The organism is Chromobacterium sp. CCUG 30098 (assembly GCF_059916605.1).
Genome location: NZ_JAUCGS010000014.1, coordinates 23,932 through 50,467 on the forward strand (window position 1 = coordinate 23,932; position 26,536 = coordinate 50,467).

Genomic DNA, 26,536 nt, shown 5'->3' on the forward strand with positions numbered 1-26,536 from the left:
CCGACGAGGCGCTCCAAGCAGCGCGTCAAAGTCCGCCGCGCGCCGGCGGGATGGATGGAAAAGGGCCTTGAAAACGCCTTGGAAAGGCTTGCGCGCCATCCGCGCCCTTGCCTCGTCCCCGGCCGCGAAAGCTTGAATAGGGGATTACACGGCCATGAAGCGCGCCAGCGGCGTGGCGCTCCAGTCCACGCTGTCCAGCAGATTCTTGACGATGAGGCCCAGCTCGGTGTCGCCTTCAATCAGCAGCTTGCGGTGGAAAAACAGCGTGTCCGGGTCTTCCTCACGCAGCATCATCCGGGCGAAGTCGGCCAGCGTGGCGGAGAGCTGCAAATCGGCGGCGCCGTCGTCCCGGTCGCGGTGGAAGCCTTGTTCATCGGCGCGGAAGCGCAGGGTCAGGCCGGCGTCCAGCACGCGGATGGCGAAGCGGCGGCCGGCCAGCAGCGCCATGTCGGCCGGCAGCACGCCGCGCCGCGCCAATTGATTGAGGCTGGCGACCAGCAGCCAGGCCGGCGGCGCGGCGGGCAGCCGGGACAGCAGCGCGGCGGCGGGCAGGGCGAGATCAGGAATGCGCATGGGGGGCTCCTATGGCTTGGTTGCCGGCCTGGCCGCGCCAATAGCCGTCCACCAGTTCGGCGTCGGCGTGCCGGCCGCTGGCGGCTTGCAGCGCCGCCGGGTCGGCGCCGTCCAGCGCTTGGCGGAACAGGGCGACGATATCGCCGGTAGCGCGGGACTGCGGACTGAGGCGCACGGCGTCGACGCCGATGGCGGCCAGCTCGCGCAAATGCGGCAGCAGGCTGTGGCAGCCGGCGGACAGGGTCTGGATGCCGTTGAGGGTGAGGAAGTCCTGCTGGTCCTGGGTGCGCATGGCGAGGCCGTCCGGGTGTTCCAGGCAGCGGAACTGGCAATCGTCCTTGCTCAGATTGTAATGGCGGGCGGTGAAGCAGCGCGCGGACAGGGTCAGGGGCAGCTTGCCCCAGGCGAACAGCTCGGTGGCGATGGGGGCGCCGATCTCGGCGTAGCGCGCCAAGAGCTCGGCCAGCGTGGCGCGGTCCATTTCCACCGGGGGCACCCAGCGTTCGGCGCCCCAGTCGCGGATCAGCTTCAGGGTGTCGGCGTTGTAGATGTTCAGATGCGGGCCGGCGACGAAGGGCAGGCCGTGTTCCCGCGCCAGCTTGATCGCGCCCAGGTCGTTGGCTTCCAGCGCGATATCGCCGTTGGCGGCCAACTGGCGCGCGCGGCGCAGATCGGATTCGCTCTCCAGCAGCGCCTGGCAGCTGAGCGTGACGCGCTTGCCGGCGGCGGCCAGATCGCGCGCCAGCGAAATCCAGTCTTGCGGCCGCATTTGCTGGCGGCGGGAGCACACCACCTCGCCCAGGTAGATCCGGTCCAGCGGCCAGTCGGCGGCGGCGGCGTAGAAGTCCAGCAGGGTGTCGCGCGGCCAGAAGAACAGCACCGGGCCCAGCGTCAATTGCAGATTAAGGCTTGTCATTGGCGGTTTTCCATCGGGGGCGGCGCTCATTTCCACGGCCGGTTGTAGGCGCCCAGCGTCTGCTGCTGCCCTTCCGACACTTTGTTCAGCGCCTGGTGCCAGGCCGGGCGCGGCTGGAAGCGCGCGCCGTCGCGGGCGGCGGCGTCCAGCGCTTCGCGCAGCGCGCGCGTCACCTGGGCCACGTAGGCCGGGCTGCGCTGGCGGCCTTCCACCTTGATCGCGGCCACGCCGCTGGCGATGATTTGCGGCAGCATGTCCAGCACATTGAGGCTGGTGGGTTCTTCCAGCGCGTAATAGGTTTCGTCGCGCACCTGGAAGCGGCCCTTGCACAGCGTCGGGTAGCCGGCGGGTTCGTCGTCGCGGTAGCTGTCGATCAGGATGTGGTTGAGGCGGGCGTTCATGCGCCGCTCGCCCGGTTCCCAGCGCACGAATTTGGCCGGCGAGCACACGCCGTGGGTGTTGGGCGATTCGCCGGTGGCGTAGCTGGACAGCTGGCATCGGCCTTCCACCATCACGCACAGGCTGCCGAAGCCGAAGACTTCGATCTCGACGTCGGTGTGCTCGATCACATGGCGCACCTGGTCCAGGGTCAGCACCCGCGGCAGCACCGCGCGGCGGATGCCGAACATGTCGCGCGCCAGATTGATGGCTTCGTAATTGGTGGCCGAGCTTTGCACCGACATGTGCAGGCGCAGCTGCGGATGGCGCTCGGCGGCGTAGGCCATCAGGCCCAGGTCGGCCAGGATCAGCGCGTCGGCGCCCAGCGCCGCGCCCTGGTCCACCGCCGCGCGCCAGCGGCTGGAGTCGCCGCCCTGGGCGAAGGTGTTGATCGCCATCAGCACTTTGCGGCCGTGGCGGTGCGCGTAGGCGATGCCTTCGCGCGCGCTGGCGTCGTCGAAATTCAGCCCGGCGAAGTTGCGGGCGTTGGTCTGGTTTTTAAGGCCCAGGTAAACGGTGTCGGCGCCGTTGTCCACCGCGGCCTTGAGCGCCGGCAGGCTGCCGGCGGGGCAGACCAGCTCGGGCAGGAATGTGTGCAGAGCCATCTTGGTCGGTCCGGTTCAAAACCCGCCGACGATAACAAGCCCCGCGTCGCGGGGCCTTGTTCTGGGTCAAGCGCAGGCGGAGGGCCTAGAAGAAAGGGAAGACCAGCTTGGTCTTGGCCACCAGCACAATGTAGAACACCGTCGCCAGCGCGCAGAGGAAGGCGATCAAGCGGGTTTGCGGGGTTTTGCCGCGGCGCAGCGCGATGGTGCCCAGCGCCACGTACAGCACCAGGCCGACGATCTTGGCCAGCAGCCAGGGGCTTTGCAGAATGGGCCAGCCGCCCATGACCACCAGGGCGATGGCACAGACCAGCAGCAGGGTGTCGACGACGTGGGGCAGGATGCGCACCGGTTTCAGCGCCAGGATGTGTTGCTTGCCGCCCAGCATCAGGCCGCCGCGCACGGCGAACAGCAGGATCGATAGATAGGCGAAGCCCATATGGGCGTGTTTGACGATCAGATAAGGGTACATAGGCGTCCAAAGTTGAGGAGTGAGAACGGGTTTACGCTCTGGCAAGGCATGGCGGATCGTAAACAGGCTCTTAGACGGCGCTTAACGATAGCGCGCCCATAATACCCGGGCCGCGCCCGTTTGCGGGTTCGGCGTGCCGCCGCCGCCTTCGCCCGGCAATCCGTTCTGACCGCTGATGTCGATCACGGTTTCCGCGCCCAGGCTGTTCAGCGGCCGGGAGGGCGGCGGCGCGCCGGGCGGGCGGCTTTGCAGCCCCGCGCTGACCGGGCCGAAGATATGGGTGCTGCCGGCGGTGTCCAGGGTGTCGCCGGCCAGCACCGCGCCGTGGATGCGGTTGCTGGCGCCCAGCCGGATCTTGCCGCCGCCGAAGGCCTGGGCGGCGTCGTAGCCGCCGGCCAGCAGGGCGATGCCGAGCAGCGGGGATTCGCGCAGCGAGTTCCGGTCCGCGGCGCAGTGGTTCAGCGGATAGACGTCCGGGAAGTCCGGGCTGCGGCACACGCGCGCCGCGCCGGCCTGGCGCAGGCTCCACAGTTCCACATTGCTGCTGGTTTCGATGTGGCCGGTGGCGAGAATGGCGTTGTCCAGCCGGCCGTATAGCGACAGATTGCCTTCGAACAGCGCCACGCCGGGCAGCATGCCTTGCGGCGGCTTGAGGCGCAGCAGCCATTGCTGCGCGGTGCTGCCGGACAAGCAGCTCTCCGCGTCGCTCTCGCACAGCCGCAAGGCCGGCTGACCGGCCACCGGGGCGCAGCGCCTGCCGTCGGCTTGCAAGGCCGGGCACAGATCGTTGCGCTGCCAGTCGTCGGCCCGCTGCCGGCCCAGCCGGTAGACCGCGCCGTCCGGCACGCCGGCCACATGTTGCAGCCGGACGCGGATGCGCTGCAGCGCGTCGGCGGAACGGTCCGCCGCATCCCAGTAGACGATGAGGTTGGCGGCGTCGCGGTAATCGTTGGCGTTGACGCGGGTCGCGCCCAGGCGGAACTCCGGCACCGGCTCCAGCGGCACTTTCAGCCCGGCCTGATGGCGCACCCGCACGGTGTTCGGCGGCGGCTGGCGCGCTTGGCCGGCGGCGTCGAAGATCTGCGCGCCGTTGTGGGTGAAGGCGCCGCCGATGAGGCCGTCGTCGATATTGGCGTTGCCGCGGCTGTCCAGCAGGCCCTGGGCGCGCAAGGCGTTCAGCCGGTTGCTGCTGCTGGTGCGCACATCGCCCTGGCTCAGCAATTGCGCGGAAACGGCGACGTTGCCGGCCAGGGTCACGTCGCCGATGGCGGACAGCCGGCCCACTCGTTCGCCGCTGCTGCTGACCGAGCCGTTGGCGGCGGCGGTCTCCACGTCGCTGCCGCTGCCCATGACGATGTTGCCGCGCGCTTTCAGCGTCAGGAACTGGCCGCTGTTGACGCGGATGTCGCCGTTGCTCCACAGGCTGAGCGGGGCCTGGCCGTCGCCGCGGGCCGGATTGCCCTGGAACAGGATGTCGCCGGTGGCCTGGATCGCGCTGACGCCGCTCAGGCTGCCGCTGGTGTCCACCGCGCCTTCCACTTGCAAGAGCGCGTCCTTGGCGCCGGTGACCACAATATTGCCGCTGGTGGACAGGCCGCCGCGGATTTGCGCCGCGGCGTTGGCGGCCGGCGGCGTCGGCGCGCCGTTCAATTGGTAGACCACCTCCAGCGTCACCGTGGCGTCGCCGCTGCGGGCGATGATCCAGGCGGCGACCTTGTCGTCCTCGATCACGGCGCCGGCGGCGCGCGGCGCCGGCAGCAGCTTGATCTGGAGGGCGTCGGCCAGCGCCTGGCTTTCCGGCGGCAAGCTGGCGCGCTCCAGACTCAGCGCCGCGCCGTCCAGCTCCAGCGCCTTGATTTGCGCCGGTGTCAGCGCCGACAGGTATTGCCGCGCCAGTTCCGCGCCGGTCCAGGCGCGCCATTGCGCCTCGCTATTGCCGCGCAGCGAGCGGGTCAGTTCCTGCTGGCCACGCAGATGATGCATGCCGCCCAGCGCCAGCGCGGTCAGGGCCATGCCGGTGAGCAGCACCATCAGCACCGCGGCGACGCCGCGCTGCCGGCGCGGCGGGAGGGAACGGGCCTTCATGCGGGGGCCGCCAGATTGGTCAGACAGCTGGCGAAGCTGCGGCTCTCGCCTTGCAGGGTGTTGTCGTAGTTGAGCAGCAGCTGCGGAAAGGTCTGGCTCGCCGCCGCGGCGACGGCGTAGGGCCAGCAGGCTTGTTCCAGCCGCAAGGCCATGCCGAGCTTGTGCCGCGGCGGCAGCGGGCCGGTCAGCGCCCGCGCCCGCCATTGCGAGGGCTGGGTCAGCGCGTCGGCGATGGCCGCGCAGTCGTCCGCCTGCAACTGGTACAACACGCTGCTCTGGCCGGCGCCGTCCACGCTGGCCACGCCGCGGCAGGCGTAAGCGCCGGCGTCCAATTGCGGACGGTAACGCCAGACCGCCGCGTTGGCGGCACCGGAAGCCGCCGGCGCGGCGCTAAGCGCGGAGACGGCGCCGTCGGCGTCGACGCTCAAATCGCTTATCGACAGCAGTTGCAGGTTTTGTTCGCGGCCGCCGGCGGCGCCGAAACCGGCTTCCTGCGCCTGCTGCTGCACGCTGAGCAGCGCCGCCATCAATTGGCCGTCCCGCTGCGCCAGCTTGGCGCTGCCCTGGTCCGGATCGAACACGCTGCGCGCGGTCTGGCGGTAGAGGGTCAGCATCGCCAGCGTGGTGATCAGCGCCAGCAGCATGCCGATCAAGAGCTCCAGCAGACTGAAGCCGGCGGCGCGCTTATTCATGATTGCTCAGACTGAGGGTGGAGGAGGCCGCGTCCCGCAGCTGCAAGGTCCGGCCGCTCAGCGCGGCCTTGGCGCTGATGTCCGCGCCGCCGTTCTGCGGCTGTCCGCGCAGGGTCACCGCGGGCGCGGAACTGCAGCTCAGCCGCGCGGTGGCGCTGACGCCGCTGGCCAGCGGCCAGTCGTTGGCGCTGTCGCAGGGCAGGCCGCCCTGTTGCAGTTGTTCCCGCGCCTTGCTCAGGGCCAGCGCGTGCTGTTGCAGCTGCTGTTGACTGCCCAGGCTGCGCGCGTTGACGAAAACAATGCCGAGGCCGGTCAGCATCAGCAGCAACATGGCGATCAGGCTTTCCAGCAGGCTGAGGCCGCTTTGCGTTTTACAAATCACCGCTGAGCTCCTGCTGCGTGCCGCGGATGCAGTAGGCCGGCCGCGTGCCGCAGGCGACGCCGGCCGCCTGCGCCGCCAGCGGCTGGCCCTGGTTGTTCAGGGCCAGGCATTGCGCGGCCGGGGTCGCCAGGCAGCTTTTTCCCAAGCTCACCGGGCGCGGCGCGGCGGCGCGCCACAGCGCCGCGCCGTGGCAACGCTCGCCCTGGCTGCCGCTGGCCGGCGCGCCGGCGAAGACGCACAGCTGGCCTTCAGCGCTGGACATCAGCACCGCGGCGGGCTGGTCCGGCGCGGCCGCCAGCGGATTGCTCAGCGCCGCGGCCTGGGTTTGGGCGTAGGCCCGCGCCAGTTGGCTGCGGCCCAGCGCCAGTTTGTGGGCGTCGCTCCAGCCTTGCGCCAGCGGCACGCTGAGCAGCGCCAACAGGCCGATCAGCGCCAGCGTCGCGCACAGCTCCATCAGGGTCAGGCCGCGCTGGCGGCGGGGCGGGGTCACCATTGGGTCCGGCAGTCGGCGCTGCTGGTGTTGGCGCTTTGATCCGCGCCGTCGAGCTTCAGCACGCAGCCGGACAACTGAGAGCTGACGCCGCTGGCGGTGAGCAGGAAGGACGCGCCCTGCGGCTGGTAGCGGTAGCTGAATTCCGCTTGCGCCGGCTGCCAGCTGTTATTGCCCAAAGCGGCGCGGATGGCGCTGGCGTTGTCCGCGCTGGAGGCGGGATAGGCCAGGTGCAGCAGTTTGTGGTTTTCCAGCGCCAGGCTCAGGGCCATCAGATCGCTCTTGGCGGTATTGGCCTTGGCCGCCTGCACATGGCGCTGATAAGACGGCACCGCCACCAAGAGCAGGATGCCGACGATGGCGGCCACCACCATCATCTCGATCAGGGTGAAGCCGGAATGGCCTTGCGGCCGGACGGATGCGCTCACGACATCGCCTTGCTAAATAAACGTCATATTTTAGCGTTATTGGACTCACATTGGTATTGATTGGCATCAATATGCTTTGTAAATATCTTGGCGAGAAGCAAGCCGCCGTCTGAGCGCCGCCTAGCGGCATAATCTGCCGCGCGCGGCGCATGCGGCCGATCCGGGCCGCGGATGCTACACTTGGGCTGATTTCACCTACCGCCTATCCCCGCATGCTGCTTCTTTACCAGTCCAACCGCTTGGAGCAATTGGGTCAGCTGTTTTGCGGCATGAGCCAGAGCCTGCCGCTGTCCGACTCGTTCGCGCCGGAAACCGTGATCGTGCAGAGCCGCGGCATGGGGCGCTGGATCACGCTGGACCTGGCCCGCAGCAACGGCGTGGCCGCCAATCTGGACTTCGTGCTGCCGGCCGCCTTCGCCTGGCGGCTGATGCAGCGGGTGATGCCGGATCTGCCGCGCAAATCCTCGTTCGCGCCGGAAGTGCTGAGCTGGCGGCTGATGGAGCTGCTGCCCACGCTGGAGGGCGAGCCTTTTCTCGCTTTGTCGCGCTATCTGGAGGGCGGCGAGGCCGCCTGTTTCGAGCTGGCCGGCAAGGTGGCCGACATCTTCGACCAATATCTGGTGTTCCGGCCGGATTGGATCCGCGCCTGGGAGGCCGGCCAGTTGCTGGGCCTGGGCGACGACGAGGCCTGGCAGGCCGCCTTGTGGCGGCGGCTGGCCGACAGCGATCCCAGCCGCCACCGCGTGCGCATGCTGGACGAGTTCTTCGCCGAACTCAGGGCCGAGCATCTGCCGGAGCGGGTGACGCTGTTCGGCATCGCCAGCTTGGCGCCGATGTATCTGGCCCTGGTCAAGCGCCTGTCCCAGCTTACCGACGTCTGCCTGTTCACCCTCAATCCCTGCGAAGCTTACTGGGGCGACATCGTCGACGCCCGCCGCAAGCTCAAGCTGCAGCAGAAGGGGGATTTGTTCGCCACCGAGGGCCATCCCTTGTTGGCCTCGCTGGGCAAGCAGGGCCGCGATTTCTTCGAACTGATCGCCGAAGACAGCGAGCTGGACGCGCGGCCCCTATTCGACATTCCCCGCGGCGACGCGCTGCTGGCGCGCTTGCAGCGCGACATCCTGCAATTGAACGATCCCAAGGACGCGCCGCGTCCGCTGGCGGCGGACGATGATTCGGTGCAGATCCACGCCGCCCACGGGCCGATGCGCGAACTGGAAGTATTGAAAGACCGCTTGCTGACGATGTTCCGCGAGGACCCCGGCCTCAATCCCGCCGACGTGGCCGTGCTGACCCCGGACATCAACAGCTACGCGCCTTATATCGACGCGGTGTTCGGCGCTCGTCCGCAGGAGGACGCGGCGCCGGACATTCCCTACAGCATCGCCGACCGCCGCATCGCGCGCGAAGAACCGCTGCTGGCCAGCTACGCGGCCTTGCTGGACCTGGCCGACTCCCGCTTCGCCGCCGATCAGGTGCTGGCCTTGCTGGACGCGCCGGCCTTGTTGCGCCGCTTCGGCCTGGACGACGCCGACGTGCCCTTTGTGCAGCAATGGGTGCGCGAGGCCGGCATCCGCTGGGGACGGAACGCCGCGCACAAGGCGGCGCTGGGTTTGCCGGCGGATCCGCTGTTCACCTGGCGCTGGGGCCTGGACCGGCTGTTGCTGGGCGCGGTGCTGCCGCCGGCCTTGGCCGGCGACGACAGCGGCCTGTACGCCGGCCTGCTGCCGCACAGCAGCGCTCAGGGCCAGTTGGCGGAAGCGCTGGGGCGCTTTTCCGCCTGCTATCGCGAACTGGAGCGCGTGGCGGAGGAGTGGGCGCGTCCGGCCGCTCCGGCTCGGTGGGCGGAGCGCTTGCAACAGGCTTGCGAGCGGCTGTTCGACGCGGACGCCGACGACGAGAAAGCGCTGGAGGTATTGCGCGCCGCGTTGGCGGAACTGGCGGAGGACGCCGAGCTGGCCGGCTTCGAGCAAGAGGTGGGCCTGCCGGCGGTGCGGGATTGGCTCAAACGCAAACTGACCCTGGCCTCGCCGCTGGGCTTTCTGTCCGGCGGCGTCACCTTCTGCGCGATGGTGCCGATGCGCTCCATTCCCTTCCGCGTGTTGTGCCTGATCGGCATGAACGACGGCGCTTATCCGCGCGACGAACGCCCGGTCAGCTTCGACCTGGTGGCGCGCCATCCGCGCCGCGGCGACCGCTCGCGCCGTTTCGACGACCGCTACCTCTTCCTGGAGGCCATTCTCTCCGCGCGGGAAAAGCTCTATCTGTCCTATGTGGGCCAGTCCGCCCGCAGCGGCGAAACCCTGCCGCCCTCGCCGCTGATCGCCGAATTGCTGGATTGCTTCTCCGCCATGTGCGGCCAGGATCTTGGCCGGGCGCTGACGGTGCGCCACCCGCTGCAGCCGTTCTCGCCCGCCGCCTACGACGGCGCGGACCCGCGGCTGGCCAGCTTCGAGCCCACTTTCGCCGCCGCCCTGTCGCAGCCGGAGGCCGCGCCGCGGCCGTTCGCCGAAGCCTTGCCGCCGGCGGCGCTCAGCGGCGTGGTCAATCTGCACGACTTCATCCGTTTCTGGCGCAATCCGGTGCGCGCCTGGCTGGCGGACCGGCTCGCCATCCGTTTGTTCGGCGGCGACGAGGAGCTGCCGGTGCGTGAGCCTTTCGCCGTGGACGGCGACGCCAGCCAGGTGGTGCGTAGGCAGTTGGTGGACGCCATGTTGCATCGCCGTCCGCAAGCGCCGGTGCGCGAGCGCGTCGCCGCCGCCGGTCTGCTGCCGCCGGCCGCGCTGGGCCGGGCCTGGCTGGTGGAGGAGGCGCGTTCCAGCGTCAAGCTGGCGGCGCGGCTGCCGGCCGCGCTGAGCCGGGACGTTCTGCCGCCGCAGCCGGTCCATCTGCATGCGGCCGGCCTCACCCTGGTGGGCGAGCTCACCGGGCTGCGCCCCGAAGGCCAGCTGGATTTCGTCGTCGGCAAGATCAACGCCGCCCAGCGCGTGGCCCTGTGGCTGAGCCATCTGATTCTGTGCGCGGCGCGGCCGCCGGGCGTGGTCTGCCGCACCGCCTGCTACGACGACACGGGCAGCCTGCTGCTGGAGGACGAGCCGGAGGCCTTGGCCTTGCTGGAGCCGTGGCTGGCGCGCTGGCGTCAGGGCCAGGATCAAGCCTTGCCCTGGTTCGGCCGCACCAGCTGGGCGTATGCCGAAGCTTTGGCGGCGGAGCCGGAGCGGCGCGACAAGGCGATGCGGAAAGCGCTGGAAAAATGGGACCCCGGCTTTGTCCGCGAAGGCGGCATGGCGCAAAAGGACGAGGCGGCGATCGCGCTGGCCTTCCGCAATCAACAGCCCCTGGACGATCCTCTGTTCGCGCAGCTGGCGGAAACCCTGCTGTCGCCGCTGGCGGAGCGGCTGCAGGGCGGCGGCGCGGAGTGAGGCGGCCGGCGCCGGCTCATTCCTCCGGATACGGCGCTTCGAAGTAGCGCTGATACAGCGTCTGGATCGAGCCGTCGCGCCGCATGCCGGTCAGGGCCTGCCGGAAAGCGTCCGCCACCGGCTGCGGCACGCTGCTTTTGCTGAAGATGAAATACGCGCCGCCGATATTCCAGACCGGCGCGAGCGGCACGATCTCCGCTCCCGTCGGTTCGGCCTGCAGCGCCGCGCGCAGGGTGGCGCTGTTGGCCAGCAACAGGTCCAGCCGCCTGGCTCGCAGCTTTTGGATATTGATGTCCAGCGTCGGCCCGATGTCCACGGCGACGCTTGGCGGCGGGAGTTTCAGCCAGGCGTCCAGGCTGGCCCCGTAGCTGTCGCCGCGGGTGACGCCCAGGATGAGCTTGCCGTGTTTGCCCAAATCTTCCAGCCGGTGCGTCGGCCATTGCGCCGCGCGGCCGCGCAAGCTCCACAAGCGCACGGTGGTGGGGCTGTAGGCCCAGACGAAGTGGGAGAAGGACTCGCGCTCCGGTGTTTTCAGCGCCTCCATCGCCACGTCCACCAGACCGTTTTTCAGGCTCAGCAAGGTCCGCGGCCAGGGCATTTGCTGGTAGTGGAGCCGGCAGCCGGTCCGGCGCGCGGCTTCGTTGAGCACGGCGACGGCGTAGCCGTCCAGTTGCTGGCGCGCGGATAGATAGTGGTAAGGCGGCCAACTGTCCCAGCCGACGCTTAATTCCCGGACGCAGGCGCTGACGGCCGGCTGAGGCGCGGCCGGGACCGGTCCGGCGCATAGCGCCGCGGCAGAGGCCAGGCCGTGGACGGCGAGGCGGAAAAGTCGGCGCATGGCGAGGCTCCGGCGGGGGATGCTTTACTATAGCCGGGCGGAGGCTGGGGATAACTTCGCGTAGCCGTGCGGATATGTGGATAAACGGGAAGGGGCCGAAGGCGGCGGGAATGCGAAAAGGGTCAGCTTGCGCTGACCCTTTTCATTTTGGTGGCGAATCAGGGACTCGAACCCCGGACCTGCGGATTATGATTCCGTCGCTCTAACCGACTGAGCTAATTCGCCGTGAAGACTTGTCGAAAACAACTCTTCGCAAACTGTGGTGGCGAATCAGGGACTCGAACCCCGGACCTGCGGATTATGATTCCGTCGCTCTAACCGACTGAGCTAATTCGCCACGTTTTTCGATGCACGAGTGCACCGAGACGCGAAATATACGCAGCCGAAAGCCGGCTGTCAACAAGATTCTCGCGGCCGCCGGCTTACAGGGTGTAGCAGCGGTCGCCGCGCAGGAAACCGCTCCAGTCTATGCTTACCCCCTTGCCGAAGCCTATGGCCTTGAACAACTCGCCCATTTCCGACGGCGACAGCAGCTTCTGCACCGCGGCGGCCTGCGGCAGATAGCCGGCGGCGTCGGCCGGGTCCAGCTGCTCCAGCAACTGGGTGATGCCGGCGTTGATCAGGAATTGAGCCTGGGTGGTGTAGCCGATCAGGTCCAGACCGGCGTCTATGCCGGCCTGGGCCACCGCGCTGAAATCGACGTGGCAGGTCAAGTCCATCAGGCCGGGCAGGAAGAAGGGATCGTCCACGGTGTGGTGGCGGTAATGGCCTATCAGCGTGCCCATATGGCGCTGCGGGTGATAGTACTCGGCGGCGGGGAAGCCGTAGTCCAGCAGCAGCACGGCGCCGCGATCCAGTTTTTGCGCCAGGGTGTGGAGGAAGCCGATATTGGCCGGGCTGATTTCGGACACGTAGTCGTCGTGCTGGGGCTGGATGGCCTGGGCCAGTTGCCGCAGTTGCGGATCCTGGATGGGACGGTCTTCCCAGACGAAGCGCTCGCCGTCCAGCGCCACGCCGCGCTGTTGCGCCTCGGGGCTCCAGCGGATCAGCTCGCAGGGCATGGCGTCCAGCACTTCGTTGCCGATGATCACGCCGTCCAGCCGCTCCGGCAGCTGGCTCAGCCACTGCACGCGCTCGGCCAGTTGCGGCAGCGCCTGGCGGATATTGCTTTGCTGGCGTTCGATCAGGTCTGGCGACAGATCGACGATGCAATAGCGTTCCGGCAGCGCGTCCAGCGCTTGCAGTTCGCTGAGAATGTCGATGGCCAGCTTGCCGGTGCCGGCGCCGAACTCATAGACCACATTGGCGGTTTGCGGCAGCAGTTCCGCCAGCTGGCGCGCCAGCGCGCGGCCGAACAAGGCGCTCATTTCCGGCGCGGTGGTGAAGTCGCCGGCCGCGCCCAGCTTGCGGCTGCCGGCGGCGTAATAGCCCAGGCCGGGCGCGTACAGCGCCAGCTCCATGTAGCGGGAGAACGGCATCCAGCCGCCCTGCTGGCGGATTTCCGCCTGAATGGCGTGGACAAGGCTTTGGCTGGTGGCCAGCGCGTCGGCGCTGGCGGCGGGTAAGGTGGTCATGGCGGTCATCCTGCTACAATGTGCCGCGATTGTGGTGGAAACTGACGGACAGGAGAAGAGGGTGAGCGGATTTTACCGTTGGATGGCCGGCTGCGCGGGCGGCCTGTTGCTGGGGCCGGCGCTGGCGGCGCCGCAGTGGGCGGTGTCGAAGCCGTATCCGGACAATCCTTTGCAAGTGGCCAGCCTGGACGGCGAGGCGACGGTGGGACGCAGCCGCTTTCCGGCGCGTTTGGACGTGGCTTGCCGCGCGGACAGCCCGCCCTTGCGGCTGTCCTTGCACGTGTCGGATCAATTGGGCGGCTGGGACGTGCGTCCGTACGAGGGGCCGGGCGGCCTGGGCGAGCGGCGCAAGCTCAAGCTGAACCTGGCCGGTTTGCGCCGCGGCGTGGACAGTCATTTCGCCGGCTGGTACGAGGCGAGCGGCCGCTTCGTGTTCGAGTGGCCGTCGCGGGGCGAGTTCTTCGCCTGGCAGTCCGCCGCGCACAAGGAACTGCTGGTGACGATAGACGGCGCCAGCCGCAAGCACGGCAAGCTGGTGGCGCGTTTCGTCTTGCCGCCGTCCAGCCAGGCGGCCTTGGCGGCGGCCCAGCCGTGCATGGGCAAGAAATAGAGCGCGCGGCCGGCGTCATCGCGGCGTAAGGCGCGTGTGGGAGCCTGCGGCGGCGGGCGAAGATTCAGAGGAGCGGAAATGGCGGATCAGGGGACGACAGGAGAGCAGCGGGTGGCGCTGATCAGCGGCGCGGCGCGGCGCGTGGGCGCGGGCATCGCCCGGCATTTGCACGCGCGCGGCCTGCGGGTGGTGTTGCACTATCGCGGTTCGCGCGGCGAGGCGGAGGCCTTGGCGGCGGAACTGAACGCGGCGCGGCCGGATTCCGCGCGCTTGCTGCAGGGCGATTTGCTGGACACGGCGGCCTTGCCGGCGCTGGCGGCGCGGGCGGTGGCGGCGTTCGGCCGGCTGGACGGCCTGGTCAACAACGCGTCCAGCTTCTTCCCCACCGAGGTGGGCCGGATCGACGAGGCGGCCTGGCACGATCTGATGGGCAGCAATCTGAAGGCGCCGCTATTCCTGTCCCAGGCGCTGGCGCCTGAGCTGGCCAAGCGTCGCGGCGCCATTGTCGGCATCGCCGACATCCACGTGGAGCGGCCGATGGCCCGCCATGTGGTGTACAACCTGGCCAAGGCCGGCCACGCGCAGCTGATCCGCAGCCTGGCGATAGAGCTGGCGCCGGCGGTGCGGGTCAACGGGGTCTCGCCCGGAGTGAATCTGTGGCCGGAGGACGACGCGTCCTTCGACGCGGCGGAGCGCGCGGCGATCGAGGCCAGCATTCCCTTGCGCCGCACCGGAGTGCCGGAGGACATCGCCCGGGCGGTGGCCTTTCTGCTGCTGGACGCCGGCTACGTCACCGGTCAGATTCTGGCGGTGGACGGCGGCCGCAGCGTGGTGTTGTAGCCGCTGCGCGGGCGGGCCGCGCGCGCGCCTTGTTCGCCGTCGTGGATTTCGCCGCGGAAAAAAAGTAAAATCGCCTGTTTTTCAATTTCTTAGCCGTACTCCATGTCCGAAGCAAGCAGCGTCCTCGACGACAAGGCCAAAAAGGCCGTGTTTGAAGGCAATAAACTGGCCAAGCGCCTGCGCCACCATGTGGGTGACGCCATCAATGACTTCAATATGATAGAAGAGGGCGACCGCGTGATGGTCTGCCTGTCCGGCGGCAAGGACAGCTACACCTTGCTGGACATTCTGCGCGGCTTGCAGAAGTCCGCGCCTATCGATTTCTCCATCGTGGCGGTCAATCTGGACCAGAAACAGCCGGGCTTCCCCGAGCACGTGCTGCCGGAATACCTGGATTCCATCGGCGTCGAATACCGCATCGTCGAAGAAGACACCTATTCCATCGTCAAGCGCCTGGTGCCGGAAGGCAAGACCACTTGCAGCCTGTGTTCGCGGCTGCGCCGCGGCATTCTCTACCGCGTGGCCGACGAACTGGGCGCGACCAAGATCGCGCTGGGCCACCACCGCGACGACATTCTGCACACCCTGTTCCTGAATATGTTCTACGGCGGCAAGCTGAAGTCCATGCCGCCCAAGCTGGTGTCCGACGACGGCCGCCACATGGTGATACGCCCGCTGGCTTACTGCCGCGAGAAGGATATCGAGCGCTACGCCGCGCTGCGCGAATTCCCCATCATTCCTTGCAATCTGTGCGGCTCGCAACCCAATTTGCAGCGCCAGGTGGTCAAGGACATGGTCAATGACTGGGACCGCCGCTTCCCCGGCCGTCTGGAGAGCATGTTCCGCGCGCTGCAGAACGTGGTGCCGTCCCATCTGGCCGACACCGGCCTGTTCGACTTCGCCGGCCTGAAGACCGGCGACGCGCCGTTCGAGGACGGCGACACCGCTTTCGACAAGGAAGAATTCCGCGATCCGCCGCCGCCGCAGGACGACGAGGCCGACGCGGCACCGAAGAAGCGCACCATCAGCATTCTGGATTCGCGCAAACCGGCGGGAGAGGACTCGGGCTGTGGCGCGTAGGGCCTTGCATCCGTTCCGCCGCCGCGTGCGCCCCGCGGTGGAGGAAATGCCGGAGGTGGAGATCTCGGAGGCGGACAATATCCGTTCTTTGCACCTGGGCTCGGAAACGATACAGAGTTCCATGGATCTGGACGACCCGGCCGACCTGGTGCTCAGTTACAGCCGGGCGATGATGGGTTTTCTGCTGTGGAACGACGCGCCGCAGCATATTTTGCAGATCGGCCTGGGCGGCGGTTCCTTCGCCCGCTTCATCGATGAATACCTGCCGGACACGGTCAGCGTGGCGGTGGACATCAATCCGCAGGTGATCGCGGTGGCGCGCGCCTTTTTCCAGCTGCCGGAGGAGGGCGATTTCTTCGAGATCGTCGAGGCCGACGGCGCCGATTACGTGAAGATCTTCCGCGGCTCCACCGACGCCATCCTGGTGGACGGCTTCGACGGCCTGCAGATCGTCGACGCGCTGACCACCGAGGACTTCTTCGAGGACTGCAAGCGCGCGCTCAGCCCCAAGGGCGTGTTCGTCACCAATTGGTGGAGCGGGGACAAGCGTTATCAGTCCTTCATCGAGCGCCTGTTGAACGTGTTCGAGGGCCGGGTGCTGGAACTGCCGGCGGCCAGCCACGGCAATGTGGCGGTGATGGCTTTCCGCCAGAGCCCGACGCTGACGCAGTGGGAGGCCTTGAAAAAACGGGCCGATGAGCTGGAGGGGCGCTTCGGTCTGGAGTTCGTCGATTTCGTCAGCCGTTTGAAAATGACCAATCAGCACACGGCGGGGCATTTACTGGTCTGAAGCGGGGCGCCGGCGTACATTTGCTTACCCAATGACGCGCGGGAAGAGGCGTATAATGCCGGCATTACGGCCACGCCGGCTTGGGACGGATGGCGCGCTGCACGAAACGAGTTCGGATGCAGAGAGCTCTGAGGCAGATCAGTACGGACAGAAACGGAAAACGGCAAGCTGGCTTGCCGTTGAATGAACTTTATGGCGGTGGACCGGACAGTTTAGGACAGGCGCGGCGCGGGCGATTTCGCTTCCGCGCCGCTCGTCCTGAATGTCCGGTCCGCCGCTATCGTATTTACATACTGTTGGGACTTACACCGTGATCAAGCAGCAACTGCTCAATCGGATTGCAGACAAATCCGCTGTCATCGGCATCGTGGGCCTGGGCTATGTCGGCCTGCCGCTGATGCTGCGTTTCGCTGAAGTCGGCTACAAAGTGCTGGGCTTCGACATCGACCAGGGCAAGGTGGACGCCCTGATGGCCGGCCAAAGCTATATCGAACATATCTCCGCCGACAGCATCGCCACCGCGCTGGAGCGCGGCTTCGAGGCCACCACCGACTTTAGCCGCGTGCCGGAAGCCGATACCCTGATTCTGTGCGTGCCGACGCCGCTGAACAAATACCGCGAGCCGGACCTGTCCTTCGTGCTCAACACCATGGACAGCCTGGTGCCCTATCTGCGCGAAGGCCAGCTGGTGTCGCTGGAGTCCACCACCTATCCGGGCACCACCGATGAAGAACTGCTGCCGCGCATGGAGTCGCGCGGCCTGAAGGTGGGCGACAACGCCTTCCTGGTGTTCTCGCCGGAGCGTGAAGATCCGGGCAACCCCAACTTCACCACCCGCACCATTCCCAAGGTGTGCGGCGGCGTAACTCCGGCCTGCCAGGAAATCGGCGTGGCGTTGTACAGCGCGGTGATCGACAAGGTGGTGCCGGTGTCCTCCACCCGCGCCGCGGAAATGACCAAGCTGCTGGAAAACATCCACCGTGCGGTGAACATCGGCCTGGTCAACGAGATGAAGATCGTTGCCGACAAGATGGGCATCGACATTCACGAAGTGATCCGCGCCGCCGCCACCAAGCCTTTCGGTTTCGTGCCCTATTATCCGGGCCCGGGCCTGGGCGGCCATTGCATCCCGATCGACCCGTTCTACCTGACCTGGAAAGCGCGCGAATACGGGGTCAACACCCGCTTCATCGAGCTGGCCGGCGAAGTGAACAGCAATATGCCGGACTACGTGGTGTCCAAAGTGGCCGCCGCGCTGAATCTGCGCAAGAAGGCGATCAACGGCAGCCGCGTGCTGGTGCTGGGCATCGCCTACAAGAAGAACGTCGACGATATGCGCGAAAGCCCGTCGGTGTTCCTGATGGAAAAGCTGCGCGATCTGGGCGCGGAAGTGGCTTACAGCGATCCGCACGTGCCGGTGTTCCCCAAGATGCGCGAGCACCGTTTCGAGCTGTCCAGCGTGGCGCTGAGCAATGAAGCCATCGCCGGCTACGACTGCGTGTTGCTGGCCACCGACCACGACAAGTTCGACTACGCGCAGATCAAGGCGCACGCGCAGCTGGTGGTGGACAGCCGGGGCAAGTATCTGGAGCCGGCGGACAATATCGTCAAGGCCTGATTGTTTTTAGCCACGGAAAGACACGGACAAAGCCGGGGCCCGCAGGTCACGATGACTTGAGGGCTCTCTCGTATCTTGGGTATTTGGGGGCTTCCGTGTTGTTCCGTGTGCTTCCGTGGCTCACTGAATTTAGGGTTTAAACTCATGCACTCTCTGCACCTTCCTCCGATTACCGACCGCAAGATCCGCTTTGCGCTGGTGGGCTGCGGCCGTATCGCCCAGAACCACTTCGGCGCGCTGGAAAAGCACGCCGACCGCGCCGAGCTGGTGGATGTCTGCGACATCGACCCGGCCGCCTTGAAGGCGGCGGAGGAGCGCACCGGCGCGCGCGGCCACGCCAATCTGGCTGACATGCTGGCCAAGACCGACGCCGACATCGTGATTCTGACCACGCCGTCCGGCCTGCATCCCAGCCAGAGCATCGCCTGCTCGGAAGCCGGTTTCCACGTGATGACGGAAAAGCCGATGGCCACCCGCTGGGAAGACGGCCTGGAAATGGTCAAAGCCGCCGACCGCGCCAACAAGCATCTGTTCGTGGTCAAGCAAAACCGCCGCAACGCCACCTTGCAGCTCCTGAAGCGGGCAATGCAGGAGAAGCGATTCGGCCGCGTCTACATGGTCAACGTCAATGTGTTCTGGACCCGTCCGCAGGAGTATTACGACGCGGCCGGCTGGCGCGGCACCTGGGAGTTCGACGGCGGCGCCTTCATGAACCAGGCCAGCCATTACGTGGATCTGCTGGACTGGCTGATCGGCCCGGTGGAAAGCGTGCAGGCCTACACCGCGACGCTGGCGCGCAATATCGAGGTGGAGGACACCGGCACCGTCAGCGTCAAATGGCGCAGCGGCGCGCTGGGCAGCATGAACGTGACCATGCTGACTTATCCGAAGAACCTGGAAGGCAGCATCACCATCTTGGGCGAGAAGGGCTCGGTGCGCGTCGGCGGCATGGCCGTCAACGAAATCCAGCACTGGGAGTTTTCCGAGCCGCACGCGATGGACGAGGACATCAAGCAGGCCAGCTACGCCACCACCAGCGTTTACGGCTTCGGTCATCCGCTGTACTACGACAATGTGATCAAGACCATGCGCGGCGAAGCCGAGCCGGAGACCGACGGCCGCGAAGGGCTGAAGTCGCTGGAGTTGTTGATCGCGATGTATCTGTCCGCCCGCGATGGCCGCCGCGTCAGCCTGCCTTTGGATTACTGAGGCCTAGGCATGATGCGGAAGATTCTGGACGGTGCGCTGTGGGGCTTGGGGTTCTGGCTGGTCGGCGGCGGTTTGATGCTGATGTTCTCGGCCTTCAACAGCCATCAGCAGGCAGGACGCCAGTCCGACGCCCGCGCGGTTCAATCCGGCGGCGTGGAAGATCAATGGTCGCGCAGCGAGAAATTATTGGAGCGCCAGGAGCAGTCCATGGCGCGCTCCGAGCAACAACTAATCCGCCTGGATAAGATTTTGGACAAATGGGAGCGGCAAAAATGAGCCAGGTTCACATCCACCCCAGCGCCATCGTCGACGACGGCGCGCAGATCGGCGAGAACACCCGTGTCTGGCACTGGACCCATATTTGCGACGGCGCGCAGATCGGCGCCGGCTGTTCCTTCGGCCAGAACGTGTTCGTCGGCAACGACGTGCTGATCGGCGACAACGTCAAGGTGCAGAACAATGTATCCATCTACGACGCGGTGACGCTGGAGGACGACGTGTTCTGCGGCCCGTCCATGGTGTTCACCAATGTCAACAATCCGCGCAGCCACGTTGCGCGCAAGCATGAATACCGCCGCACCCTGGTGAAAAAAGGCGCGTCCATCGGGGCCAACGCCACCGTGGTGTGCGGCCACACCATAGGCGAGTACGCGTTTATCGGCGCCGGCGCCGTGGTGACCCGCGATGTGCCGGCCTACGCGCTGATGGTGGGCACGCCGGCCAAGCGCATTGGCTGGATGTGTTCCTGCGGCGAACGGCTGGCCAACGATATCGGCACCCATAGCTGCCCGGCCTGCGCCAAGCATTACGAGGTGGGCGGCAATCACTGCTCGCCGCTCAAGAACGACTGACAAGCCCCCCTGATGCGGCCTTGCTTCAGGGCGCTTCTCCGTCGTTCCGCGTGTCGCTATATGGGCGATATCTTTCAAAAATTGATTTGGGGTTGATCCTCTTATGTCCATCCAGTTCATTGATCTGAAAGCGCAATACCAGCATCTGAAAGCCGATATCGACGCCCGCATCCACGCGGTGCTGGACCATGGCCAGTACATCATGGGGCCGGAAGTGAAGGAGGCGGAGCAGGGGCTGGCGGAATACACCGGCGCCAAGCACGCCATCGGCGTTTGCGACGGCACCAAGGCGCTGCTGATCGCGATGATGGCCCTGGACATCGGCCCCGGCGACGAGGTGATCACCACCCCGTTCACCTTCATCGCCACCGGCGAGATGATCGCGTTGCTGGGCGCCAAGCCGGTGTTCGTCGACATCGACCCGATCAGCTACAACCTGGACCCGGCGCTGCTGGAAGCGGCGATCACGCCGCGCACCCGCGCCATCATGCCGGTGAGCCTGTACGGCCAGTGCGCCGATTTCGACGCCATCAACGCCATCGCCGCCAAGCACGGCATCGCGGTGATCGAGGACGGCGCGCAGAGCTTCGGCGCCGGCCAGCGCGGCAAGAAGTCCGGCAATCTGTCCACCATAGGCTGCACCAGCTTCTTCCCGAGCAAGCCCCTGGGTTGCTACGGCGACGGCGGCGCCTGCTTCACCAACGACGACGCGCTGGCCAAGAAAATGCGCGAGATCCGCGTGCACGGCCAGGATCGCCGCTATCACCATCCCGTCATCGGCCTCAACGGCCGGCTGGACACGATACAGGCGGCGGTGTTGCTGGCCAAGCTGCCGAGCTTCGCCGACGAAGTGGCGGCGCGCGAACGCATCGGCGCGCGCTACAGCGCGCTGCTGCGCGAGGTGGCGCGGGTGCCGGTGATCGCCGAGGGCAACAGCCATGTCTACGCGCAGTACACCATCGAGGTGGACGATCGCGAGGCGGTGCAGGCCAAGCTGAAAGAACTGGGCGTGCCCACCGCGGTGCATTACCCGATTCCGCTGCATCTGCAGCCGGCCTTCGCCCATCTGAACCTGCCCGAGGGCAGTTTCCCGCTGTCCGAGGCCGCCGGCCGCCGCGTGATGAGCCTGCCCATGCACCCCTTCCTGGACGAGGCGACGCAAGACGCCATTGTCGCCGCGGTCAAGCAGGCTCTGGCCTGAGCGCATGGGCCTGTTGTTGTCCCGCCTGCCCAAGAGCGGCTTCATCCGCCACATCGTCACTCTGATTACCGGGGCGGCGGTGGCGCAGGTGATTCCGCTGCTGGTGTCGCCCCTGATCACCCGCCTGTACAACCCGCACGAGGTGGGGGTGCAGGCGGTCTACGTCTCCTGGCTGTCCACGCTGGCGGTGCTGGCCACCGCCCGTTACGAGATGGCCATCGTGCTGCCGGCCGAGGAGAGGCGGGCCGGCAATCTGATGGGCCTGTCCATCGCCTGCGCGCTGGCCTTGTCCTTGTTGGTGGGCGTGGCGGTGGCCTTCGACGGCCATGCCCATATCGCCCGCCATCTGGGCGCGCCGGAGCTGGAGCCCTGGCTGCTGCTGCTGCCGCTGTCCGTCGCGCTGGCGGGCTTGATGCAAGCCTGGACCAACTGGAACAACCGCCACCGCCGCTACCAGGCCAACGCCAACGGCCGCATGCTGCAGTCGCTGAGCATGGCGGCCACCCAGGTCGGCTTGGGTTGGGCCGGGGCGGGCGCCGCCGGCCTGATCCTGGGCCAGCTCGCCGGCCAGTTCGGCTCTTTGCTGGCGCAAACCTGGCAGGACCTCAAGGGCCGCTTCGCCTGGCGTCACGAACTCAGCCGCGCCGGCATGCGCGAGGTGGCGCGCGCTTATATCGAGTTTCCCAAGATCAATGCGCCGCACGCCTTGAGCACCGCCTTGCTGGATTCGGCGACGCTGGTGGCGCTGACCATGCTGGCCGGCACCGCCTCGGTGGGCTTTTACGGCCTGATGATGCGGGTGCTGAAGCTGCCGGCGGCCCTGATCGGCCAGGCGGTGGCGCAAGTGGCCTACCGCGAGCTGGCCGACGCCCGTAATCAAGGGCAGCCGCTGCGCCCGATTTTGCGCAAGATGATGCTGACTTTGAGCGGCATGGCCTTGCTGCCCTTCCTGGTGATACAACTGGCCGGGGAACCCCTGTTCTCGCTGGTGTTCGGCCAGAACTGGGCCACTGCCGGCCGCTACGCGGAGGCGATGTCGCTCTACATCCTGTTCCACTTCGTCGCCTCGCCGTTGGGCATGGTGCCGCCGGTGATCAACCGCCAGCGTCAGGCCTTCCTGTGGTCCTTGCTGCAGGCCCTGTTGTTCCTGGGCACGATGTGGGCGGGTTTTTCGCTGTGGAACGACGCGGTGCCCACCTTCCAACTGGTGTCGGTGGTGATGGCCGCTTATTTCCTGGCTTATTTTGCATGGCTTTACAAGGCAGCCCGATGAATTGGCACGCTCTATTCAGCCGCATCCGTTTCCGCCTGTCGGCGTGGGTGCAGCCCAGAATGGTGTATGGATTCACCCGCGGCGACGGGGTGTTCCTCAAACGCACCCGGGTGTCCAACATGACCCGAATCGAACATGTCGGCAAGCTGATGGTGGACGACAACGTCTACATCGGCCATTTCAATCTGATCGACGCCTCCGGCGGGCTTTACATCGGCGAAGGTTGTCAGATCACCAACTATGTTTCGCTGCTGACCCACTCCAGCCATGTGGCCATTCGCCTGTACGGCGACCGCTATCTGGAGAGCAACAATCACGTCGGCTATCTGAAAAAACCCACCAAGCTGGGCCCGTACAGCTTCGTCGGCCCGCACTCGGTGCTGATGCCGGGCGTGGAACTGGGCAAGGGCAGCATGGTGTCGGCTTACAGCTATGTGCCGGCCGGCGTGTATCCCGATTTCGCCATCCTGTCCGGTAATCCGGCGCGGGTAGTGGGCGATACGCGGGAGATGGACGCCAAGTGGCTGGACGAACATCCCGAGCTGCTGGCCTTGTACGAGGCCTGGGCGCATGACTGAGCCGGTGAGGGACAAGATCGCCAGCGTCGCGGTGCTGGCTTCCGCCTCGGTGCACACCTGGCGTTTCCTGCGCGGCATCGCGCCGCATGTGGACCAGCTCTACCTGGCCTGCAACGGCGAGGTTCCGGCCGACGTGGCCCCCTTGCTGGCCGGCAGCCTGCGCGTGGATTTCCGTCTGGCTGCGCTGGGCACGGTGTCGCGTCTGCGCGCCTGGCTGCGCGAAACGCGGCCGCAGCTGCTGCACATCCATCAGGCGAATAGCGTGGCCTGGCACGGCAGCCGCGCCGCGGTCAGCCTGGACTTGCCCATGGCGCTGACCGCCTGGGGCTCCGACGTGCTCTTGCTGCCGGAGCGCAGCCGGCTGATGCGGGCGATGGTGCGCGCCAATCTGGCCGCCGCCGACGCGATCACCTCGGATTCGCTGCACATGGCGGCGAAAATCCGCGAGCTGGCCGGCGAGGGCTGCCGCATCCGCCTGCTCAATTACGGCATGGACGCCATGCCGGAGCCGGCGGCCAGCGCGGACAAGGGCAAGAGGGTGCTGTCCTGCCGGCTGCACAAGCCGCTCTATCGCATCGACGCCATTCTGCGCGCCTGGCAGAGCGTGGAGCTGTGCGAGCGTTTCGGCGATTGGCGCTTGACCGTGGCCGCCAGCGGCAGCGAGACCGAGGCCCTGAAGCGCCTGGCCGCCGAGCTGGGCCTGAGCCGCGTGGATTTCGCCGGCTTCGTCGACAGCGCGACCTTGGGGCGGATGTATGCCGAATCCAGGGTCTTCGTCAGCGTGCCGCGTTCGGACGCCACCAGCGTCAGCCTGCTGGAGGCGATGGGCCATGGCTGCCTGCCGCTATTGTCCAATCTGCCGGCCAACGGCGAATGGGTGATAGACGGCCTCAACGGCGTGATCGCCGAGGACGTCGGACGCTTGGGCGAGGAACTGCTGCGCGCGATGGAACTGGCCGGCGAGGATGCGCGGCTGGACGAAATCGCCGCGCTCAACCGCCGGCTGGTGGCGGACAAGGGTCTGCATCTGCCGAATATGGCCGGCTTCGCCCAGTTGTACCGGGAGCTGATTTAAGGAATGAATTTAGCCGCGGAAGCACACGGAAAGACAGGGACCAAACGGCATCGCCATCTCCAGGCCATGCTGGCCTTGCCGCAGGCAGGATGCGATGTAAAGCCGAAGTCCCTTCTGTGTGTTTGCGTGGCGTAAACAAGGTTTACCCATGAAAATTGCCCATCTCACTTCCGCCCATCCGCGTCACGACATCCGCATCTTCATCAAGGAGTGCGCGAGCCTGGCCGCCGCCGGGCATGAGGTGACGCTGATCGTGGCCGACGGCCAGGGCGAGGAGATCAACCGCGGTGTGCGTTTCCACGACGTCGGCCCCAAAACCGGCGGTCGTCTGGCGCGGATGACCGGCACGGTCAAGCGCGTGTATCAGGCGGCGCTGAAGCTGCGCCCTGACGTGGTCCACTTCCACGACCCGGAACTGATTCCCGCCGCGCTGCGCCTGAAACAGGCCGGCATCAAGGTGGTGTACGACGTGCACGAAGACGTGCCGCGCCAGATCCTGGCCAAGCACTGGATACCCGGCGCGGTGCGCCCCCTGGTGTCCAGCGGTTTCGAGACGCTGGAAGATTGGGCGGCGCGCCGCTTCGACGCGGTGGTGACCTCGACGCCGCACATCCGCAAGCGCTTCGAGAAGCTGGGCGCGCGCGCCTTGGACGTGTGCAACTTCCCCATCCTGGAAGAACTGGTGCGCGACACGCCGTGGGAGCAGCGTCGCAACGAGTTGTGCTATATCGGCGGCATCTCGCGCATCCGCGGCATCGAACCCATCGTCGAGGCCTTGCCGGACACCGCGACACGGCTGAACCTGGCCGGGCCGTGGAGCGAGAGCGATCTGAAGGCCCGGGTATCGGCGCGGCCGGGTTGGGCGCGGGTCAACGACCTCGGCGTGCTGGACCGCAAGGGCGTGGCCGAGGTGCTGGCCAAGAGCAAGATCGGCCTGGTGACCTTGTTCCCTACGCCGAACTACGTCGACGCCTTGCCGATCAAGCTGTTCGAATACATGGCCGCCGGCATGCCGGTGATCGCGTCGGACTTTCCGGTGTGGCGCGAGATCGTTGACGACGCCGGCTGCGGCCTGCTGGTGGATCCGCAGGACCCGGCCGCCATCGCCGCCGCCGTCAACGAACTGATGGCCGACGAGCCGCGCATGCGCGCGTTGGGCGAGTCCGGCAAGCAGGCGGTATTGAACAAATACAGCTGGGCGGCCGAGGCCGACAAGCTGATCAAGCTGTACGCAACCTTGTAAACCATGAAAATTCTTTACATCAACCACTATGCCGGCAGCCCCCGGCACGGCATGGAATTCCGTCCCTACTATCTGGCGCGGGAATGGACGCAGGCCGGCCATGAAGTCAATATGCTGGCCGCCGATGCCTCCCATCTGCGCCAGGCCCATCCGCAGCTGGACGGCAAATACCGGGATGAAGACATAGACGGCATCCGCTATACCTGGTGCAAGACCCGCCCTTACGAGGGCAACGGGATTGGCCGCGTGCTCAATATCTTCAGCTTTCTGGCCCGGGTGATGGGCTTGTCCGGCCGCTATCTGAAGCAGTGGAAGCCGGATGTGGTGATCGCCTCGTCCACCTATCCGCTGGACACGGTGCCGGCGGCCTGGATCGCCGCCAAGACCGGCGCGCGGCTGGTGTACGAGGTGCATGATCTGTGGCCGCTGACCCCGGTGGAGGTGGGCGGCATGTCGCCCAAACATCCCTTCATCCGTCTGCTGCAATGGGCCGAGGATTTCGGCTACCGCAAGGCCGACACCGTGGTGTCCATGTTGCCCTGCGCTAAGGACTATATGGTGGCGCACGGCATGGATCCGGCCAAGTACGCGGTGATCCCCAACGGCGTCGACGTCGCCGAATGGCGCGGCGAGGCCGAGGCCCTGCCGACCGAGCACCGGATGCGGCTGGCGGAACTGAAAGCGCAGGGGCGCTTCCTGATCGGCTACGCCGGCGGGCACGGCCTGGCCAATGCGCTGGATTATCTGCTGGAGGCGGCGGCGCTGATGCGGGACGCGCCGGTGACTTTCGTGCTGGTCGGCGACGGTCCGGACAAGGCGGCCTTGGCGGCGCGCGCGGCCGAGCTGGGGCTGGACAATGTGATGTTGCTGCCATCCATCGCCAAACGCAGCGTGCCGGTCTTCCTGGCGGAGTGCGATGCGCTCTACATAGGCTGGCGCAAGCTACCGATCTACCGCTTTGGCATCAATCCCAATAAACTGTTCGACTACCTGATGGCGGGCAAGCCGGTGATCCACTCGGTGGAAGCCGGCAACGATATGGTGAGGGACGCCGGCGCCGGGATCAGCGTGGGCGCCGAGGATCCGGCCGCGATTGCCGACGCGGCGCGGCGGATGGCGGCGCTGCCGGCCGAGGAACGCGTGCGCATGGGCGCGGCGGGTCAGGCCTATGTGCTGGAGCATCATGATTACGCGGTGCTGGCGCGGCGCTTCCTAGCGGCGGTGACGCGGTAACCGAACTGTAGCCAGGAGGC

The 26,536-nt window shown here is 66.8% G+C and carries 26 protein-coding genes and 2 tRNA genes; 15 read left to right on the plus strand and 13 right to left on the minus strand.

Annotated features, from left to right (window positions below; genetic code table 11):
- Positions 1-144: 144 nt before the first annotated feature.
- From ubiT to QUG03_RS21520, 9 genes are all read right to left on the minus strand, one after another.
- Complete coding sequence (gene ubiT, locus QUG03_RS21480; protein WP_500820951.1) at positions 145-573, minus strand: ubiquinone anaerobic biosynthesis accessory factor UbiT; 429 nt, start codon at positions 571-573, stop codon at positions 145-147.
- Complete coding sequence (locus tag QUG03_RS21485; RefSeq protein ID WP_500820952.1) at positions 560-1,489, minus strand: U32 family peptidase; 930 nt, start codon at positions 1,487-1,489, stop codon at positions 560-562. Before QUG03_RS21485 ends, ubiT begins: the two co-directional genes overlap by 14 nt.
- Before the next feature lie 26 nt (positions 1,490-1,515).
- Complete coding sequence (gene ubiU, locus QUG03_RS21490) at positions 1,516-2,532, minus strand: ubiquinone anaerobic biosynthesis protein UbiU (RefSeq protein ID WP_107797976.1); 1,017 nt, start codon at positions 2,530-2,532, stop codon at positions 1,516-1,518.
- 85 nt (positions 2,533-2,617) lie between these two features.
- Positions 2,618-3,004 carry a SirB2 family protein gene (locus QUG03_RS21495; RefSeq protein ID WP_500820953.1) on the minus strand — a complete coding sequence of 129 codons (387 nt, stop codon included), beginning with the start codon at positions 3,002-3,004 and terminating at the stop codon, positions 2,618-2,620.
- A gap of 81 nt (positions 3,005-3,085) precedes the next feature.
- Entirely contained in the window at positions 3,086-5,089 is a 2,004-nt protein-coding gene (locus QUG03_RS21500; RefSeq protein ID WP_500820954.1) for a hypothetical protein, read from the minus strand.
- Positions 5,086-5,781: a hypothetical protein gene (locus tag QUG03_RS21505; RefSeq protein ID WP_488877523.1), complete on the minus strand. Its 696-nt coding sequence runs from the start codon at positions 5,779-5,781 to the stop codon at positions 5,086-5,088. Before QUG03_RS21505 ends, QUG03_RS21500 begins: the two co-directional genes overlap by 4 nt.
- Positions 5,774-6,163 (minus strand): hypothetical protein, encoded by a 390-nt coding sequence (locus QUG03_RS21510; protein WP_107797980.1) that lies wholly within the window; start codon positions 6,161-6,163, stop codon positions 5,774-5,776. Before QUG03_RS21510 ends, QUG03_RS21505 begins: the two co-directional genes overlap by 8 nt.
- On the minus strand, positions 6,153-6,653 hold the full coding sequence (locus QUG03_RS21515) for a prepilin-type N-terminal cleavage/methylation domain-containing protein (RefSeq protein ID WP_500820955.1): 501 nt from the start codon (positions 6,651-6,653) through the stop codon (positions 6,153-6,155). Before QUG03_RS21515 ends, QUG03_RS21510 begins: the two co-directional genes overlap by 11 nt.
- A complete protein-coding gene (locus QUG03_RS21520; RefSeq protein WP_107797982.1) occupies positions 6,650-7,081 on the minus strand; it encodes a type IV pilin protein in 432 nt (143 codons plus the stop codon). The genes QUG03_RS21515 and QUG03_RS21520 overlap by 4 nt, the downstream gene beginning before the upstream one ends.
- 212 nt (positions 7,082-7,293) lie before the next feature.
- Here QUG03_RS21520 and recC point away from each other — a divergent pair, with 212 nt between their 5' ends.
- A complete protein-coding gene (recC, locus tag QUG03_RS21525; RefSeq protein ID WP_500820956.1) occupies positions 7,294-10,503 on the plus strand; it encodes an exodeoxyribonuclease V subunit gamma in 3,210 nt (1,069 codons plus the stop codon).
- A 16-nt stretch (positions 10,504-10,519) separates the two neighbouring features.
- Here recC and QUG03_RS21530 read toward each other — a convergent pair whose 3' ends face one another.
- The 4 genes from QUG03_RS21530 to QUG03_RS21545 all read right to left on the minus strand — a co-directional run bounded on the left by QUG03_RS21530 (position 10,520) and on the right by QUG03_RS21545 (position 12,915).
- A complete protein-coding gene (locus QUG03_RS21530) occupies positions 10,520-11,341 on the minus strand; it encodes a substrate-binding periplasmic protein (protein WP_500820957.1) in 822 nt (273 codons plus the stop codon).
- Positions 11,342-11,489: 148 nt separating this feature from the next.
- Positions 11,490-11,566, minus strand: a tRNA-Met gene (locus tag QUG03_RS21535).
- Between the two features lie 35 nt (positions 11,567-11,601).
- Positions 11,602-11,678: transfer RNA gene (locus QUG03_RS21540), tRNA-Met, on the minus strand.
- A gap of 85 nt (positions 11,679-11,763) precedes the next feature.
- Positions 11,764-12,915, minus strand: a complete 1,152-nt coding sequence (locus QUG03_RS21545; RefSeq protein ID WP_500820958.1) for a class I SAM-dependent methyltransferase — start codon at positions 12,913-12,915, stop codon at positions 11,764-11,766.
- A 61-nt stretch (positions 12,916-12,976) separates the two neighbouring features.
- On the opposite strand from QUG03_RS21545, the gene QUG03_RS21550 reads away from it, so the two are divergent.
- From QUG03_RS21550 to QUG03_RS21615, 14 genes are all read left to right on the plus strand, one after another.
- Positions 12,977-13,525, plus strand: coding sequence for a hypothetical protein (locus tag QUG03_RS21550; RefSeq protein WP_146176552.1), 549 nt, complete (start codon positions 12,977-12,979; stop codon positions 13,523-13,525).
- A gap of 78 nt (positions 13,526-13,603) precedes the next feature.
- Complete coding sequence (locus QUG03_RS21555) at positions 13,604-14,365, plus strand: pteridine reductase (protein ID WP_227106652.1); 762 nt, start codon at positions 13,604-13,606, stop codon at positions 14,363-14,365.
- A gap of 102 nt (positions 14,366-14,467) precedes the next feature.
- Positions 14,468-15,445: a tRNA 2-thiocytidine(32) synthetase TtcA gene (ttcA, locus tag QUG03_RS21560; protein ID WP_227106653.1), complete on the plus strand. Its 978-nt coding sequence runs from the start codon at positions 14,468-14,470 to the stop codon at positions 15,443-15,445.
- Positions 15,446-15,491: 46 nt separating this feature from the next.
- On the plus strand, positions 15,492-16,235 hold the full coding sequence (locus QUG03_RS21565) for a polyamine aminopropyltransferase (protein ID WP_500820972.1): 744 nt from the start codon (positions 15,492-15,494) through the stop codon (positions 16,233-16,235).
- 313 nt (positions 16,236-16,548) lie between these two features.
- Positions 16,549-17,853, plus strand: coding sequence for a nucleotide sugar dehydrogenase (locus tag QUG03_RS21570; RefSeq protein ID WP_500820973.1), 1,305 nt, complete (start codon positions 16,549-16,551; stop codon positions 17,851-17,853).
- A gap of 144 nt (positions 17,854-17,997) precedes the next feature.
- Positions 17,998-19,062, plus strand: coding sequence for a Gfo/Idh/MocA family protein (locus QUG03_RS21575; protein WP_500820959.1), 1,065 nt, complete (start codon positions 17,998-18,000; stop codon positions 19,060-19,062).
- A gap of 9 nt (positions 19,063-19,071) precedes the next feature.
- Entirely contained in the window at positions 19,072-19,338 is a 267-nt protein-coding gene (locus QUG03_RS21580; RefSeq protein WP_227106654.1) for a hypothetical protein, read from the plus strand.
- Entirely contained in the window at positions 19,335-19,913 is a 579-nt protein-coding gene (locus QUG03_RS21585; RefSeq protein ID WP_500820961.1) for an acyltransferase, read from the plus strand. The genes QUG03_RS21580 and QUG03_RS21585 overlap by 4 nt, the downstream gene beginning before the upstream one ends.
- Positions 19,914-20,016: 103 nt before the next feature.
- A complete protein-coding gene (locus tag QUG03_RS21590) occupies positions 20,017-21,114 on the plus strand; it encodes a DegT/DnrJ/EryC1/StrS family aminotransferase (protein ID WP_488906544.1) in 1,098 nt (365 codons plus the stop codon).
- Positions 21,115-21,118: 4 nt separating this feature from the next.
- On the plus strand, positions 21,119-22,387 hold the full coding sequence (locus QUG03_RS21595) for a lipopolysaccharide biosynthesis protein (RefSeq protein WP_235084721.1): 1,269 nt from the start codon (positions 21,119-21,121) through the stop codon (positions 22,385-22,387).
- On the plus strand, positions 22,384-22,965 hold the full coding sequence (locus QUG03_RS21600; RefSeq protein WP_107797995.1) for an acyltransferase: 582 nt from the start codon (positions 22,384-22,386) through the stop codon (positions 22,963-22,965). The genes QUG03_RS21595 and QUG03_RS21600 overlap by 4 nt, the downstream gene beginning before the upstream one ends.
- Positions 22,958-24,040, plus strand: a complete 1,083-nt coding sequence (locus QUG03_RS21605) for a glycosyltransferase family 4 protein (protein WP_500820962.1) — start codon at positions 22,958-22,960, stop codon at positions 24,038-24,040. The genes QUG03_RS21600 and QUG03_RS21605 overlap by 8 nt, the downstream gene beginning before the upstream one ends.
- 148 nt (positions 24,041-24,188) lie before the next feature.
- Positions 24,189-25,283 carry a glycosyltransferase family 4 protein gene (locus tag QUG03_RS21610; protein WP_500820963.1) on the plus strand — a complete coding sequence of 365 codons (1,095 nt, stop codon included), beginning with the start codon at positions 24,189-24,191 and terminating at the stop codon, positions 25,281-25,283.
- Positions 25,284-25,286: 3 nt separating this feature from the next.
- The gene (locus tag QUG03_RS21615; RefSeq protein ID WP_500820964.1) at positions 25,287-26,516 is read left to right on the plus strand and encodes a glycosyltransferase family 4 protein; all 1,230 of its coding nucleotides are present in this window, start codon (positions 25,287-25,289) and stop codon (positions 26,514-26,516) included.
- Positions 26,517-26,536: the final 20 nt, after the last annotated feature.

Bases quoted from the DNA above. Each gene is read 5' to 3' on its own strand.
- ttcA (WP_227106653.1), top strand. From the start codon at position 14,468: ATGTCCGAAGCAAGCAGCGTCCTCGACGACAAGGCCAAAAAGGCCGTG.
- QUG03_RS21545 (WP_500820958.1), bottom strand. From the start codon at position 12,915: ATGACCACCTTACCCGCCGCCAGCGCCGACGCGCTGGCCACCAGCCAA.
- recC (WP_500820956.1), top strand. From the start codon at position 7,294: ATGCTGCTTCTTTACCAGTCCAACCGCTTGGAGCAATTGGGTCAGCTG.
- QUG03_RS21590 (WP_488906544.1), top strand. From the start codon at position 20,017: ATGTCCATCCAGTTCATTGATCTGAAAGCGCAATACCAGCATCTGAAA.
- QUG03_RS21610 (WP_500820963.1), top strand. From the start codon at position 24,189: ATGAAAATTGCCCATCTCACTTCCGCCCATCCGCGTCACGACATCCGC.
- QUG03_RS21485 (WP_500820952.1), bottom strand. From the start codon at position 1,489: ATGACAAGCCTTAATCTGCAATTGACGCTGGGCCCGGTGCTGTTCTTC.
- QUG03_RS21500 (WP_500820954.1), bottom strand. From the start codon at position 5,089: ATGAAGGCCCGTTCCCTCCCGCCGCGCCGGCAGCGCGGCGTCGCCGCG.
- QUG03_RS21585 (WP_500820961.1), top strand. From the start codon at position 19,335: ATGAGCCAGGTTCACATCCACCCCAGCGCCATCGTCGACGACGGCGCG.
- ubiU (WP_107797976.1), bottom strand. From the start codon at position 2,532: ATGGCTCTGCACACATTCCTGCCCGAGCTGGTCTGCCCCGCCGGCAGC.
- QUG03_RS21600 (WP_107797995.1), top strand. From the start codon at position 22,384: ATGAATTGGCACGCTCTATTCAGCCGCATCCGTTTCCGCCTGTCGGCG.
- QUG03_RS21575 (WP_500820959.1), top strand. From the start codon at position 17,998: ATGCACTCTCTGCACCTTCCTCCGATTACCGACCGCAAGATCCGCTTT.
- QUG03_RS21555 (WP_227106652.1), top strand. From the start codon at position 13,604: ATGGCGGATCAGGGGACGACAGGAGAGCAGCGGGTGGCGCTGATCAGC.
- QUG03_RS21605 (WP_500820962.1), top strand. From the start codon at position 22,958: ATGACTGAGCCGGTGAGGGACAAGATCGCCAGCGTCGCGGTGCTGGCT.
- QUG03_RS21595 (WP_235084721.1), top strand. From the start codon at position 21,119: ATGGGCCTGTTGTTGTCCCGCCTGCCCAAGAGCGGCTTCATCCGCCAC.
- QUG03_RS21615 (WP_500820964.1), top strand. From the start codon at position 25,287: ATGAAAATTCTTTACATCAACCACTATGCCGGCAGCCCCCGGCACGGC.
- QUG03_RS21530 (WP_500820957.1), bottom strand. From the start codon at position 11,341: ATGCGCCGACTTTTCCGCCTCGCCGTCCACGGCCTGGCCTCTGCCGCG.
- ubiT (WP_500820951.1), bottom strand. From the start codon at position 573: ATGCGCATTCCTGATCTCGCCCTGCCCGCCGCCGCGCTGCTGTCCCGG.
- QUG03_RS21505 (WP_488877523.1), bottom strand. From the start codon at position 5,781: ATGAATAAGCGCGCCGCCGGCTTCAGTCTGCTGGAGCTCTTGATCGGC.
- QUG03_RS21495 (WP_500820953.1), bottom strand. From the start codon at position 3,004: ATGTACCCTTATCTGATCGTCAAACACGCCCATATGGGCTTCGCCTAT.
- QUG03_RS21580 (WP_227106654.1), top strand. From the start codon at position 19,072: ATGATGCGGAAGATTCTGGACGGTGCGCTGTGGGGCTTGGGGTTCTGG.
- QUG03_RS21565 (WP_500820972.1), top strand. From the start codon at position 15,492: ATGCCGGAGGTGGAGATCTCGGAGGCGGACAATATCCGTTCTTTGCAC.